Genomic DNA, 15,206 nt, shown 5'->3' with positions numbered 1-15,206 from the left:
TTAAAATTCTTACATTGTTATTTGGAAAGCTTCGTAAAGGAGCTTTCGAACCCCCATATTTTACCCTCTAGGTTGTATAAGAGAGCGACCGTCCTCTGTTCCATATTATTCGGAAGTTCTTCCTTACTGAAATAAGTGAGGCTTAAGCTCTCACCATCTTTCATTTCCAATACACCCCTTACATGTTTAGCCCTATACAGGTGAATGACTGTATGGATTTCATCGCCATTCGGATAACAGTAGTAATAATCAGGTCCTGAAAAAACACCGATAAAATCAAACTCTGTAGCCACGAGTCCAGTTTCCTCATAAAGTTCACGAGCAGCAACCTGCTCTAATGTTTCGTTTATTTCCATTGAGCCGCCAGGTAATCCCCAATCCAACGTATCTGAACGATGTTGAAAGAGTATCTTCTTATCATCATTAACAACAAGAACTGTCGAACCGACGCTTATAATCGGTCTATTACCGATAAGCTTTCTTAATTCTGTTATATAGCCCATCCCGTCACTCCACGTTTCATCGTTATGCAAAATAATTCGCTTTTTTAAAGTAGACTTCATAAATATAGCTTCATTGGGATTGATTAACAATCTTTTTTTGAGCGAAATAATGCTTAAATATGCAGAATAGTTCGTCAAAAATGAAAAATAGCTTTTTATAATCAGTCTTTTCTGAATTTTACCTATATTGATTGTTTGGAAACCTCTATGTTAAGGTAAAAAGACAAATTGAATATGCTAAATTTTGGTGGTTCAAATGGGTTTGATTCCATTTGATTAAAAGGGAAGTTGGTGTGAGTCCAACACTGTCCCGCAACTGTATGTAGGAGTTCCATAACGTGGCCACTGTTTTGTTCATCAAAACGGGAAGGTGTTATAGGAATGTTGATGATAAGTCAGGAGACCTGCCGCTAAATAAGCATCAATTGACCTACGAGGATAGGGAGGTGTTAGCTACTGTATGGTGATTGTGAATGGATGTAAGTTCACTGTTTTTTGTTCTGTCATACTTTTGTAGATTAACAACTTCTAAAGGGGTAGAAGTTGTTTTTTTGTTGTTCTTTCGAGTTTGAATGGTAACGCTTACAAGAATGATTAAACAAAGGGGTTGTAATTCATGGAGTTAACGTATTCACCAGGTCTTGATGGAGTTATTGCTGCGGAAACAAAACTGTCTTTCTTAGACGTAGTAGGAAGCCAAATTGTTATACGGGGCTATGATTTGATTGAACTATCTCAGCGATATTCCTATTTAGATATTGTCCATTTATTATTGCACGGAAACCTACCAACTACTGAGCAACAAGCTGACTTACAAGATAAATTGAAAGAAAACTATCACGTTCCACAAGAGCTTTTTCAAATTTTCAACTTATTACCAAATGGGACACATGCTATGGACGGCCTTAGAACTGGAATTTCAGCGTTAGCAGGGTATGATCAGCACATCAATGATCGTTCGACTGAAAAGAATGTAACACGAGCATATCGACTTTTAGGCGGAATGCCCAATATCGTTGCGAATAGCTACCGTGTATTAAATGGTCAAGAGGTAGTAGAACCGGATAGTGAGCTTTCATATAGTGCTAATTTTTATTACATGATTACTGGAAGAAAACCAACACCATTAGAAGAGGAAATTTTTGACCAATCACTTGTTTTATATAGTGAACATGAAATGCCGAATTCGACCTTTGCTGCTCGTGTTATTGCCTCCACACAATCCGATCTGTATGGTGCTCTAACTGGTGCTGTCGCATCATTGAAAGGAAATTTGCATGGTGGGGCGAACGAGGCAGTCATGTATATGCTGCTTGAAGCTAAGACAGTGGAAGGCTTTGAAGCGATGCTGAAAAACAAGCTCAAAAATAAAGAGAAAATAATGGGCTTTGGCCATCGTGTCTATATGAAAAAAATGGACCCAAGAGCGCAGATCATGAAAGAAGCTTTGTATAAATTATGCTTGGAGCAAGGGGATGACCGCTTATATCACATGTGTGAAGCTGGTGAAAAAGTGATGGTGGAGGAAAAAGGCTTGTATCCAAATTTAGATTATTATGCTGCGCCAGTGTACTACATGCTGGGCTTACCAATTGAATTATATACGCCTATTTTCTTTGGCTCTCGAACGATTGGTTTATGTGCACATGTGATCGAACAACATGACAATAATCGATTATTTAGACCTCGTGTTCATTATATAGGCGAGCGTCATAACCTTGAAGAATTGTCGGTATAATCAAGTTTTAACAACTCGCCATAGAGCTGATGGACATTCTGACCAATGCCCATCAGCATACTAGTATATCAAATTCATACCTTGAAAGGAAGATATAGATGATTAAAACGAATGAAAAAACGATGACAGACCAGCTTCTTGTTGATATTGCGGATTACGTATTAAACACAAAGATTACGAGCGAAGAAGCTTACGAAACGGCTCGATATGTTTTATTGGATACGTTAGGTTGTGGCATTTTAGCTTTACAATATCCTGAATGTACAAAACTTCTGGGTCCTGTAGTACCAGGTACAGTCGTTCCAAATGGTACTCGTATTCCAGGAACATCCTATGTCCTTGATCCAGTTAAAGGTGCCTTTAATATCGGTTGTATGATCCGTTGGTTGGATTATAACGATACATGGTTGGCGGCAGAATGGGGGCATCCTTCTGATAATCTAGGTGGCATTTTAGCTGTAGCCGATTATTTGAGTCGTGTAGGTGTTGCAGAAGGGCAAGAGCCTCTCCAAATAAAAGACGTTTTAGAAATGATGATACAAGCTCATGAAATACAAGGAATACTTGCACTCGAAAATAGCTTAAATCGTGTTGGCTTAGATCACGTCTTATTTGTCAAAATAGCAACAACAGCTGTAGTAACAAAGGCTTTAGGTGGTACTCATCAAGAAATTGTCAATGCTTTATCAAATGCTTGGATTGATAATTCAAGTTTAAGAACCTATCGACATGCCCCTAATACGGGATCTAGAAAATCATGGGCTGCTGGTGACGCTACAAGCAGGGCGGTACAACTAGCAATGATGGCTGTGAAAGGGGAAATGGGCTATGCAACTGCATTATCTGCACCAGGCTGGGGATTCCAAGATGTGCTCTTTAATAAGCAAGAATTAAAGCTTGCGAGACCACTTGCATCTTATGTTATGGAAAATGTCCTCTTTAAAGTGTCTTACCCTGCAGAATTTCATGCTCAAACGGCTGCAGAATGTGCTGTTCATTTACATCCTGAAGTAAAGAATCGCCTAGCTGAAATTGACCGCATTAACATTACGACGCATGAATCAGCCATACGAATTATCGATAAAGAAGGGCCACTTCACAATCCTGCTGATCGTGATCACTGCCTTCAATATATTACAGCTATTGGTCTTATTTATGGTGACATTACAGCAGATCACTACGAAGATGAGGTGGCTGTAGACCCACGTATTGATGACTTGCGAAATAAAATGGTTGTCGTGGAAAAAAGCCAATATACAATCGACTATTTAGACCCTGATAAACGATCCATTGCGAATGCTGTTCAAGTTTATTACAAAGATGGTACATCATCCGAGCTAATTGAGTGTGAATATCCTTTAGGACATCGTTTCCGCCGTGAGGAAGCATTTCCTCAGATCATTGATAAATTCCAGCAAAACATTAGTACGCATTATTCTCAAAAACAACTCAATACAATAAATGAGGTTTGTGCAAATAAAGAGCTGCTTGAACAAATTGCTGTCCATGAATTTATTAATCTATTTATTTAATTTAGAAGGATTCCGAACGCAATAAAGAGGAGGTTTTTAAAAATGGCGTGGATTGTTCAAGAAGCGAAGACACAAAAACAATTAGCTGAACAATTTAAAGCTCTTATTGCTCGTTCAGCTATTTTGCAAATACCCGGAGCACATGATGCAATGGCAGGTTTAATGGCTAAAAAAGTTGGCTTTGATGCACTGTATCTTTCGGGTGCCGCGTATACAGCGAGTAGAGGCCTGCCAGATTTAGGGATGATTTATTCAAATGAAATAGCTCAGCGTGCTAGTGATATTATTCGGGCTACTAATTTACCTATGCTAGTGGATATTGATACGGGCTTTGGTGGTGTATTAAATGTTGCCCGTACTGCTCGTGAAATGGTAGAGGCAGGGGTCGCTGCCGTACAGCTAGAGGACCAAAATCTTCCTAAAAAATGTGGACATTTAAATGGCAAAACTCTTATTTCAATAGAGGAAATGATACAAAAAATAAAAACGATTAAACAAATAGCCCCTACATTAGTAATTATTGCTCGCACGGATGCAAGGTCTGTTGAAGGCTTAGAGCAGGCTATTCTAAGAGCCAAAGCATATGTTGCTGCTGGGGCAGATGCTATTTTTCCAGAGGCATTACAAACTGACAAGGAGTTTAAACAATTTGCCAATGAGTTAAATGCACCCTTATTAGCCAATATGACTGAATTTGGTCAAACTCCTTATTATACCGCTAAGGAATTTGAAAAAATGGGCTACTCGATGGTCATTTATCCTGTTACGTCTATGAGAGTTGCAGCGAAAGCATACGAGCGTATATTTGAATTAATAAAAAATACTGGAACACAACAAGAAGCAGTTGAGGATATGCAAACAAGAAGCGAATTATATGAAACGATTTCCTACTATCAATTCGAGGATTTAGATCGTGAATTAGCGAAAACCATTTTACCTAAGGAGGAAATAAAGTAGGGGAGCTGAATGGTTTCTCTCCACTTTCTTTCAAGGAGGACTCATATGGATCAACTAGAAGACAAAATGACGATCTTTACACCAGAGGATTTTCATGATGAAGAGGAGCTCATTGCAAAAACTGCTGAGCTCTTCATTAAACAGGATGTCTCACCGAATATTTCATCTATTGAACAGCAACAGTATGAGATCACTCGTCAACTATTTCAAAAAGCAGGTGATCTTGGCTTACTGGCCATTGAAATTCCCGAGGCTTATGGAGGACTCGAGCTCCATAAAACAATTTCCGGTCTTGTAGCAGAGAAAATGGGTTTTGGGGGCTCTTTCAGCGTTTCCTACAATATCCATGCTGGGGTGGGCACATTACCCTATGTCTATTTTGGCAATGAGGAGCAAAAGCTGAGGTACTTACCAAAGCTTGCATCTGGAGAATGGGTTGGTGCCTATGCACTTACAGAGTCCGATGCAGGTTCTGATGCACTGCGCCCCAAAACGAATGCTAGATTAACAGAAGATGGTACAGCATGGATAGTAAACGGAGAAAAGCAATGGATTACGAATGCTCAGCTAGCAGACGTCTTCGTTGTTTTTGCCCAGACGCATAATGGCATGACTGCGTTAATTGTCGAACGCTCCTTTAAAGGGGTATCCGTAGGTCAGGAAGAGGAGAAAATGGGCATTAAAGGCTCTTCAACGGCAACGCTCATTTTAGAAGACGTTATAGTGCCAATCGATCATGTTCTTGGAGAGGTTGGCAAAGGGCATATTGTCGCTATGAACATCTTGAATATGGCACGTCTAAAGCTAGCCTTTTCCAATATAGGAACTGCCAAACAGGCATTTCAATTAGCTGTGAATTACGGAAAGGGACGGAGACAATTTGAACGATCTATCGTTGATTTTACAATGATACAGGAAAAACTTGCTGACATGGCCGTATTGATTTATGGAGCAGAAAGTGCTGCATACCGAACGGCTGGAAAAATGGATGAGGCTATTGCATCAGGAAGTAAGGAAACGATGGTCCAGAAAATATCCGATTTTGCACTCGAATGCGCACTCCATAAAGTACATTGTTCCGAAGCACTTGGAAAAATTGCTGATGAAGCTGTCCAAATACATGGTGGATATGGCTATATGCAAGAATATGATGTGGAACGTTTGTATCGGGACGCAAGAATTAGTCGTATTTTCGAAGGTACAAATGAAATCAATCGCCTCACATTGGCTAAAATGCTGTGGAAAAAAAATGTACAAACAACTGCAATTGCAGATGATTTTATTCACTGTCAACCATTAGAAAAAAATCACCATTATATCCTTCTCTCCAAGCATTTGATGCAACTAGCAATTACAGTCATTACGAATGCACAGATTCAACTCGAGCAGGAGCAAGAATTTATGCGTTTGTTGGCGGATATAGCCACGGAAAGCTATGTCATGGAATCAGCTTGGCTGAGGTCGAAAAAAGCTGTACATGAGCAAACAAAACAATTGATGACAGACATATTATGCCAAGAGGGTTACCGAAAAATAGAAGAAAGTGCGATTACTATAATTACGGCTGCTGAAAGCAGTGAGCAAAAACGAGTAAGCTTGCTAAATAATATTCGACAGTTAAATATTCCACTACAGCAAAATCTATTTATGAAAAAAAGGGCACTTGCGAGAACATTCATTGACAACCCAAAAATGATTAGTTAGGAGGAGCAACATGATGGATACATTGGCAAACGTTACGAAAGAGGGGTCTATTTCTATTATTCATTTAGATCATCCACCTGCAAACACTTTGTCATCAGCCTCTATTGAAAACCTGCGTCGTATTTTCCAAGAGCTAGCGGAGGATGAAGATACAAGTGCCATTATTATTACAGGCACTGGCCGATTTTTTGTCGCTGGGGCTGATATAAAGGAGTTTGTTTCAGCCTTTGGCCAACAGGACAAAGCATTACAAATGGCTCAAGCAGGGCAAGCGCTATGCGATGAAGTAGAAGCCATGAAGAAACCAGTTATTGCGGCCATTAATGGACCGGCCCTTGGAGGAGGACTCGAACTAGCGTTAGGATGTCATTTCCGAATTGCTTCGAATCAAGCCATTCTCGGCTTACCAGAATTAAAGCTTGGGCTACTCCCTACATTCGGGGGGACTCAACGACTTAGCAGAATAACAAATCAAGCAACGGCGCTCCAATTAATTTTAACAAGTAAACAATTGAGTGCAGACGAGGCATTACAGCTCGGTATTATCCAACTCGTAACAGAACCTGAGGGACTTTTGATGACGGCTAAGACTGTTGCGCAGTCTTTTGTTGAGGGTAAAAGTATGACAAGTGTCTCTCGTACAATTGAATGTGTAATTCAAAGCACGAAGGCTAATTTACAACAAGGACTAGAGCTTGAACGAACGCGTTTTGCTGAGCTATTGTTAACAAATGATGCTAAAGAAGGTGTGCAGGCATTTATTGAAAAAAGACAGCCACACTTTAAACATTGTTAAAGGAGGGTTCCAACATGGCAAACGAAGTATTATTTTCGGTCGAAGATGGAGGTGCGGCAATCATTACATTGAATCGCCCTAAAGCTTTAAATTCTCTTTCCACTGACATGCTTAACCCCATTAGAGAAAAATTAAAAGAATGGGAAGCGAATGATGAAATACGTCTTATTCTACTACAAGGGGCAGGGGAGAAGGGATTTTGCGCTGGGGGTGACATCAAAACACTTTATCAAGCACAATCCAGTCAAGATGCATTACAAGGGGCTGAAAACTTTTTCGAAGTAGAATATGAAGTGGATTTGGTGATCTATCATTATCCTAAACCCATTATTGCTTGTCTTGATGGCATTGTCATGGGAGGTGGAGTCGGTTTAACCTATGGAGCAAGCCACCGAATCGTTACAGAGCGTACAAAATGGGCGATGCCGGAAATGAATATTGGCTTTTTTCCAGATGTTGGAGCGGGCTATTTCTTAAACAAAGCGCCAGGTTTTATTGGTTACTACCTAGCATTAACTGCATCCACTATTAAAGCAGCAGACGTCCTTTTTGCTAATGGTGCAGATCATTATATGACGAGTGATAAGCTATTTGATTTCCTTCAAAGTGTAAAACAGACGGACTGGCATTCTAACAATATAAACTCAATCTTAAACCAACTAATAAAGAAATATTCTAGTAAGCCAGCCGCGAACAGTGAACTTGAGAAGCTTCAAACAGTAATAAACCATCATTTTTCAAGAAATACAATAGAGGAAATCATACAATCCCTAGACTATGACCCAAGCGAATTTGCTCGTGACACGAAGCACTTGCTTCTATCGAAATCACCCTCCTCTTTAAAAATTACGTTACAGCAGCTCATTGACGCTCGTGAAAAAACAGTAGAAGAATGCTTTAAGACCGATTTCATTTTGGCAAGGAATTTTTTAAGACATAGGGATTTCTATGAAGGTGTACGCTCCGTCGTCATTGATAAGGATCGAAATCCTCATTATACCTATCAATCATTAGAAGAATTTACCGAAGAGGATAAGAAAAGGTTTTTTCAAGAAAACAGTGTAACATTATAGATTTCGTTTAAAAATCCTGTTAGTAGCAGGATTTTTTTATGGAAGAAATGGGGGACTGCCAGCTACTAGGCAAAAAAACTTTATCAAATGACATCCCCCCATTCAAAACAAGAATACTAGCTTTTGAGCTCTTCATTTTGAGATTGAGTAGAGCGGTGTAGGATGTTATCTAGTATTCTACCAGTAATCGGCATAAAGAGATGGAGGATGAACCCTCCAAAACAAACCGTTATGATTGTGCCAAAGCCAATTGGGCCTTTCACTATTAACGCTAGCACTAAAAACAGGATATAAATAGTCGTTCTTGCAAAAAAGATGCTCCTTTTCGTTAGCTCTTTAATTATTAATGTTAATCGGTCAACAGGAATCGGTGCAAAATTCGTATGTAAATAGGTGGCAGTCCCTAACCCAATCACAACTAAACCAACACCAAAACAAACAACTTGATTATACCAAGCTACAGGTGTTAACTGATTGTGTAACAAAAATAACCACAAATCAATCCCAATTCCCGTAATAAAAGCAGTAATAAAGCCCAAAAATTCGGGCCTTTGTTTAGTTAGTATGGAATTACAGCCTATTAAAATAATGGCCAATATAATTTCCCAGCTACCAACTGTCAGCCCTATATTTTTAGATAGTCCTACTAAAAGAGCATCGAAGGGGGAAGTACCTAGATTGGATCGAATAGTTAAAGAAATGCCCAGCGTTAAGATGAAAATGCCTATGACATAAAAAACATATTTCACTTTTACAACCTCCATTCATATTTTTATTGCATATACAACAAAAATAAGTTACATTCAATATATACTCTTTTTGTTGCATTTGCAACATAAAATCTATAAAGAGTTTTAAAGGAGTGTAATCAATGTCAATCAAATTAGCAAAATGTAGCTTAGGTGATTTAAAAAAACTCCAAGAGGTGAGTATTGAAACATTTAATGATACCTTTAAAGATCAGAATTCACCTGAAAATATGACTGCTTACTTGGAAAAAGCATTTACAGAGTATCGGCTGGAAAAGGAATTATGTAATGAAGCTTCAGAATTCTATTTTATTTATGACAATGATGTCATTGCAGGTTACTTAAAGGTGAATGTCAATGATGCCCAATCTGAACAAATGGGGAACGAGTCCCTTGAAATTGAGCGTATTTATATTCGACAGTCATTTCAAGGAAGAGGTCTTGGCAAATATCTTATGAACAAGGCTATCGAATTAGCTGAAGCCCAAAATAAAAGTAGCATCTGGTTAGGGGTTTGGGATAAAAATGACAATGCTATAGCCTTTTATAAAAAAATAGGCTTTGTTCAAACTGGAGCGCACAGCTTTTACATGGGCGAGGAAGAACAAGTAGATTTAATTATGACAAAAACACTCATTTAAATTTTAAATGGCAGAAACGTTGATATCGCAACATTTCTGCCATTTTTCTATACATACTTAATATTTTTCTGCATGAACATCTAGATGCCATAGCTCGTAAAAATAAAAACATTCAAGCCATAAGAACCATTTCGAAATGGAGCTCTCCCTTCTATTTCTTTGTAATATTTCATCTTTATAACCCGTTAAATATTAATAATCTTTCATAACTGATACAAATAACGACGTATTTTTCTATACTTTTACCTATTTCGATGGTTTATATTGCCATATAGGTCTTTAGACAGTTGAGTCATTTCCAAATTACCTATAATATGTAATTAATATTGAAAACGATAATCATTATCAATTGTAATCAATGTTCTAATTTACTTCTCAGTCTTTCTAATAAGGGAGACTCATTTTTTTAACAACGAGTGATAATGATTATCAATTAATAGTAAAAAGGCTCTGTGAAAGGATTGGTTTATTTCATGCAACAGATTGCTAAACAGATTGCAGAAAATGCAACGTTTCAGGCGTTTATAAATTGTTATATACGAGAGGTGAGAAGCGGGCATTGGGTCAAAAAGGAGGAGTGGATTAAAGAACAACGACTATCAGCACTGATTACAGAGGCACATATATTAGAGCTTGAATTACCAAAACAAAACATACGTTTTGCATTTGGGGTGGAATATAAATCTCTTGTCGGAAGACAGGTAATTGGTACGCCGTGGAAGTATTGTACAAAACAAAAACAATGGCTTGTCGAGGATAAATTATCGATACTTATTACGCTCATTCAGGAACTACATTTGATGGCTAAGAGGGATAGCAGTCTTAATCTTTCTTCCCATTTTGACGAACTCATTCTTCGCATAATTGAAAGCTACCAAACGATGGCCAATTATATTGAAAATAGTTTGGAAGGTGACAAGCAACCTGGGGCTAGCGGTACGTTTATTGAAGCGGAGCAGTCTCTCTTACTTGGTCATTGGCTTCATCCAACACCAAAAAGTAGACAAGGGATGGCAGATTGGCAACAAACCAGTTTTGCTCCAGAGTTACAAGGTTCTTTCCAACTTCACTATTTTCGTGTCGACCGTAAAATGGTACAAGAGTCCTCCGTATTAGAAAAAAGTGCGAGTGATCACATTGTTCAATCGTTAATAACATCACAGCCTAATTTTGTTACGTCCGTGAAGGATTGTTTCATTCCGGTCCACCCCCTACAAGCACAATGGCTTCTACAGCAACAATATGTAAAAAAGGCGATTGCTGAAGGATTCATAAAATACGAGGGTGCGCTAGGAGCTTTTTATACAGCAACCTCTTCAATCAGAACGGTTTATAACTCACAGGAAGAAATGATGTATAAGTTTTCAATTCCTGTCAAAATAACAAATTCATTGAGAGTCAATAGAACTCATGAACTTAAAGCTGGGATTGCTATGGCTCGATTAATGAAAAAAATAGATTTTTTACAAAATCATCCATCCTTTCAGATGATTCATGACCCTGCTTATATGACTGTAGAGTTTCCTAACCAGACGGAATCAGGGTTTGAGGTTATTTTTCGCTCAAACGTATTTCCTAAAGGCCAAGATGAAGGAATCTGCATGATCGCTACGCTTGTGCAAGAGCCCCTGCTAGAAGAAAAATCAAAGCTATGTCAGCTCATCATGAAAATTGCTCAATCCGAACTCCGGTCATTAGAGAGTGTCAGTTTAGATTGGTTTAAAGTTTATTGGACATGTGCGATTGAACCATTATTAAAATTATACGATGAGCATGGGATCGCTCTCGAAGCCCATCAGCAAAACAGTCTATTAAACATCTCTTCTGGTTATCCAACCACATATTATTATCGTGATAACCAAGGTTATTACTTATCAAAAGCCTATAAAGATGTACTTCTTGCAATAGAGCCATCTTTACATGAAACGGAAGAACTGTTTTACGAAGATGCCCTTATACAAGATAGATTTACGTATTATTTATTTATGAATCAACTGTTTCCTGTTATTTCTCGATTTGGAGCGGATCAACTTATTAACGAAAATGTTCTTTTGAAGTGGTCTATAGAACAACTGCACTTATTAGAAAACGAATTGACAGGTTTCGGGAAGGCATTTGTTCGGAACATTTTAAATCAAGAAGAGCTTGCCTTCAAAGCAAACCTTTTAACAAGGTTCCATGATGTAGATGAACTTGAAGCCGAACTAGAACAAGCCGTATATACGAAAATTCCAAACCCATTTGTTCGACAGTATGAGGAGGCAGACTATGCAGCAGCTACAGCCTTTAGCTTCTAAAAGAGGAGAGCTACGTGTAAGGCGACAGCTTGTAGAAGCGATGATCTTTGAGGGACTAATCAACTATGAAGAAACACGTCTGGATCAATGGACTTCAATTTTTACTCTTATTGGACAGACATACACCTTTCGCTGTGAAGGAAGAAGAATGGCATTTGATCGCATCCGAATAAAGGGAGATCATATTTTTCTAATAAGCAAGGATGAGACGATACAGGAGGCAACATTTGAGGAACTAGTCGATGAATTACTGACGAGTCGTCAAGATAAAGTTCGGTTACTGAAAGAACTTCATTTAACGAGTAATCTTTGCGATTGGAATGATAGACATCTCCAAATGCCGATGTCGAGAAGAAATTCGAGCTATGAGGAATTAGAATCGGAAATTATTGAAGGACATCCGTATCATCCTTGTTTTAAATCTAGAACCGGTTTTACGATTGACGACCATATAGACTATGGCCCTGAAGGAAAGCAATCATTCACCCTTCAATGGGTGGCAGTGAGAAGAAGCTATGTACGAATCGCTGTTCTTGAGAAAGAAGAAGATTTCTGGAAAAGAGAGCTAGGGCATTTACTGTGGGACGACCTTCTTAGCAAGCTTGCGAGATTCAATGGCATATTCGAAGACTATACGTTCTTACCTGTTCATCCATGGCAATGGCGTACCATGAAACAGGAGCTTGCTGAATTAATAGAACAAAAGGATTTCATACCTCTAAATGTGAAAGGCGATTACTATAGGGCAACTCAATCAGTGCGAACATTATGGAATTCTTCACATCCACAAAAAGCACAATTAAAATGCTCAATGAATATGGTGAATACCTCTTCATTACGAAAGTTACATGCTCATGCTGTTTGTGCTGCTCCTCATATTTCTGCATGGCTTAAACAGGTACTTCAATCAGATGCCTATTTACAAAAGACTGTTATTGTACTGGAAGAATACGCAGGCATTATTTTTGAACCGCATGCCACAAAGCATAGTAGCAAATTAGAAGGTCAGCTTGGCACCATATGGCGAGAAAGTGTGCGCGTGTATATGAAGGAGGAGGAGGAAGCAGTACCCTTTACGGTACTCATGATGATGGAGTTAGATGGGCGTTCGTTTATTGATGATTGGCTATGCCGATATGGAACGGAGGCGTGGATAAAACGCTTGATTGAAGTGAGTGTTATTCCAATTTGGCACCTACTTGTCGCTCATGGAATTGCAGTGGAGGCCCATGCGCAAAATATGATTTTATTGCATGAAAATGGGTGGCCGACTCGGGTTGTACTGAGAGATTTCCATGACAGTATCGAATATACGGAAGAATTCATAGCAGATAGAAACCTCATTCCCGATTTTGGAATGATACATGACCGATTTAAAGATGCACCTGCCGATGATTATTATTGGATGTCTTCTATAGAGGCTTTACGTGAGTTAGCGATGGATACACTATTCGTGTTTCATTTAAGTGAGCTATCTAATTTGCTAGAAGAGCAATATGGATATGAAGAAATACGCTTTTGGAATCAAATTAAGGACGGCATACAGAAGCACTTTGAACGCTTTCCATCTTTCCATACAAGAAATGAACAGCTTCAGTATACTAGCACACCTATTTATGTTGAATCCTTACTAAAAAAGAAATTGCAAAATAAAGAAGAAGGTAATTTTCGCCATATCGTCAACAATGCGTTGGCACAAGCGAATGAAAAGGGGAAATCGTGATGTTTTATGTCAATGATCAATTTTATACAGTAGAAGATATTGAAAAACAGTTTGATATATATGAACGCTTACCACATCTAAAGGAATGTAACAATCGGAGATTAGCAATTTGTACAGATGATATTTTCCAATATATAGCTCTTTGTTTATACATTCGTGAAAAAAGAGGGTCAGTTGTCCCAATCCATTCAGCGACGCCAAAAGAGGGTGCCATAAGAATCGCTTCGACAGCGGGTAGTCATCTGTTACTGTTCCAATCCATTGATGATTTCATCGAATTATCCAATCTTTCCAATAACCAAGAAGGGGTATTAGTTCAAATGAGCTCTGGTACAACAGGAGCTCCGAAATGCATTGAACGAACGTGGAGCTCAGTGGACGAGGAGATTGAAAGCTATGTTACTACATTACCTGTTGATTCCTTGACAAATTCTATTGTTGCTTGCCCGGTTACTCACTCTTATGGATTTATTTGTGGTGTCCTAGCTTGTATAAGAAGAGGAGCAAAACCGGTTATTATAACGAATAATAATCCTAAATATATGTTGAAAAAGCTAAAAGAATATCCTCAGCACTTACTCTATGGAGCCCCAGCATTACTTTATACATTAAGTCGATTATTACCGATTGATCAACAATTTGATCGTGTGATGACGTCAGGGACTGTGATGCCACATGGCTGGTTAACATCATTAAGAGAGAAATCTAACCAAGTCCTTCAGCAGTATGGATGCTCCGAATCCGGCTGTGTTGCCATTCACCCTAATGTGGAAGATCCGAAAGAAATGGGGTATCCTCTTCCTCATGTGAAGGTGACAGCTGGTGACAAACAAACACCAAGCGAGATTATCATTGAAACATCTGCACAAATTATTTATACGAAAGATCTTGGCTATCTAGAAAATAATATTCTTTCTTTTCTTGCAAGAATCGATGACACGATTAATGTAGCGGGCTTGAATGTGTATCCGCAAGAAGTGGAAAACGTGTTAATGGATGAGCCAAGAATAGTAGAAGCAGTCGTATATAAGAAACAAGACCATTTATCAGGAGAGCGAGTTTGCGCACTCTATGTGTCTGATGAACCGATTGATCATATAGAACTTAGAGAGTGGTGTCGGAAATTTCTTGCTCCACATCAAATTCCGGTGGAGTTCGTGTTTGTTCGTGAAATCGAAAAGCTACCTAATGGAAAAATAAGTAGAAAAAAACTTGGAGGCATACCCGTATGACACGGCAACAACTGATCAAAAGCATCTATGATATTATGGAAAATTCATTAGAGTTGCAGACATTGTCTTCTTTTAATGAAGATGCCCGATTAAATGAGGATTTGTATATGGATTCCATTATGGTCCTTCAACTCATTCTTCATATAGAGTTGGACCTTGGCATTGCCATCCCTGATGAGGTGCTTGTTCCTAAAGATTTCAAAACAGTAGGGACACTAGCAAACTTCTTAGAAAAACAGCAAAAGGTAGAATAATCGGAGG

At 38.6% G+C, this 15,206-nt stretch carries 13 protein-coding genes and 1 riboswitch; of the genes, 11 read left to right on the top strand and 2 right to left on the bottom strand.

The window, feature by feature from the left end; all coding sequences use genetic code 11:
* Positions 1–17: 17 nt before the first annotated feature.
* Positions 18–503, bottom strand: a complete 486-nt coding sequence (locus MKY80_RS11800) for an NUDIX hydrolase (RefSeq protein ID WP_239354761.1) — start codon at positions 501–503, stop codon at positions 18–20.
* A gap of 231 nt (positions 504–734) precedes the next feature.
* Positions 735–930: riboswitch (cobalamin riboswitch) on the top strand.
* Positions 931–1,119: 189 nt separating this feature from the next.
* Between MKY80_RS11800 and mmgD the strand changes: the two genes are divergently transcribed.
* From mmgD to MKY80_RS11770, 6 genes are all read left to right on the top strand, one after another.
* Positions 1,120–2,241: a citrate synthase gene (mmgD, locus tag MKY80_RS11795; protein ID WP_089986473.1), complete on the top strand. Its 1,122-nt coding sequence runs from the start codon at positions 1,120–1,122 to the stop codon at positions 2,239–2,241.
* 98 nt (positions 2,242–2,339) lie between these two features.
* Entirely contained in the window at positions 2,340–3,773 is a 1,434-nt protein-coding gene (locus MKY80_RS11790; RefSeq protein ID WP_008177727.1) for a bifunctional 2-methylcitrate dehydratase/aconitate hydratase, read from the top strand.
* Between the two features lie 42 nt (positions 3,774–3,815).
* Entirely contained in the window at positions 3,816–4,730 is a 915-nt protein-coding gene (gene prpB / locus MKY80_RS11785; RefSeq protein ID WP_342529337.1) for a methylisocitrate lyase, read from the top strand.
* 45 nt (positions 4,731–4,775) lie between these two features.
* Positions 4,776–6,434, top strand: a complete 1,659-nt coding sequence (locus MKY80_RS11780; protein WP_089986475.1) for an acyl-CoA dehydrogenase family protein — start codon at positions 4,776–4,778, stop codon at positions 6,432–6,434.
* A gap of 10 nt (positions 6,435–6,444) precedes the next feature.
* Positions 6,445–7,230, top strand: coding sequence for an enoyl-CoA hydratase-related protein (locus MKY80_RS11775; protein ID WP_239354633.1), 786 nt, complete (start codon positions 6,445–6,447; stop codon positions 7,228–7,230).
* A 14-nt stretch (positions 7,231–7,244) separates the two neighbouring features.
* On the top strand, positions 7,245–8,303 hold the full coding sequence (locus MKY80_RS11770; RefSeq protein WP_089986477.1) for an enoyl-CoA hydratase/isomerase family protein: 1,059 nt from the start codon (positions 7,245–7,247) through the stop codon (positions 8,301–8,303).
* 116 nt (positions 8,304–8,419) lie between these two features.
* Here the strand turns inward: MKY80_RS11770 and MKY80_RS11765 are convergent, their stop codons facing one another.
* On the bottom strand, positions 8,420–9,052 hold the full coding sequence (locus tag MKY80_RS11765; protein WP_090001399.1) for a YitT family protein: 633 nt from the start codon (positions 9,050–9,052) through the stop codon (positions 8,420–8,422).
* 122 nt (positions 9,053–9,174) lie between these two features.
* On the opposite strand from MKY80_RS11765, the gene MKY80_RS11760 reads away from it, so the two are divergent.
* The 5 genes from MKY80_RS11760 to asbD all read left to right on the top strand — a co-directional run bounded on the left by MKY80_RS11760 (position 9,175) and on the right by asbD (position 15,199).
* Positions 9,175–9,693 (top strand): GNAT family N-acetyltransferase, encoded by a 519-nt coding sequence (locus tag MKY80_RS11760; protein WP_008177739.1) that lies wholly within the window; start codon positions 9,175–9,177, stop codon positions 9,691–9,693.
* Between the two features lie 473 nt (positions 9,694–10,166).
* Positions 10,167–11,990: an IucA/IucC family protein gene (locus tag MKY80_RS11755; RefSeq protein WP_090001401.1), complete on the top strand. Its 1,824-nt coding sequence runs from the start codon at positions 10,167–10,169 to the stop codon at positions 11,988–11,990.
* Complete coding sequence (locus MKY80_RS11750) at positions 11,962–13,713, top strand: IucA/IucC family protein (protein ID WP_342529330.1); 1,752 nt, start codon at positions 11,962–11,964, stop codon at positions 13,711–13,713. Before MKY80_RS11755 ends, MKY80_RS11750 begins: the two co-directional genes overlap by 29 nt.
* Complete coding sequence (locus MKY80_RS11745; protein ID WP_342529328.1) at positions 13,713–14,945, top strand: AMP-binding protein; 1,233 nt, start codon at positions 13,713–13,715, stop codon at positions 14,943–14,945. Before MKY80_RS11750 ends, MKY80_RS11745 begins: the two co-directional genes overlap by 1 nt.
* Positions 14,942–15,199 carry a petrobactin biosynthesis protein AsbD gene (asbD, locus tag MKY80_RS11740; RefSeq protein WP_008177745.1) on the top strand — a complete coding sequence of 86 codons (258 nt, stop codon included), beginning with the start codon at positions 14,942–14,944 and terminating at the stop codon, positions 15,197–15,199. The genes MKY80_RS11745 and asbD overlap by 4 nt, the downstream gene beginning before the upstream one ends.
* Positions 15,200–15,206: the final 7 nt, after the last annotated feature.

Source organism: Lysinibacillus sp. FSL R5-0849, from assembly GCF_038595075.1.
GTDB lineage: Bacteria > Bacillota > Bacilli > Bacillales_A > Planococcaceae > Lysinibacillus > Lysinibacillus fusiformis.
The sequence above is the reverse complement of the archived record's forward strand: the minus strand, read 5'-3'. Positions and strand labels throughout refer to the sequence as shown.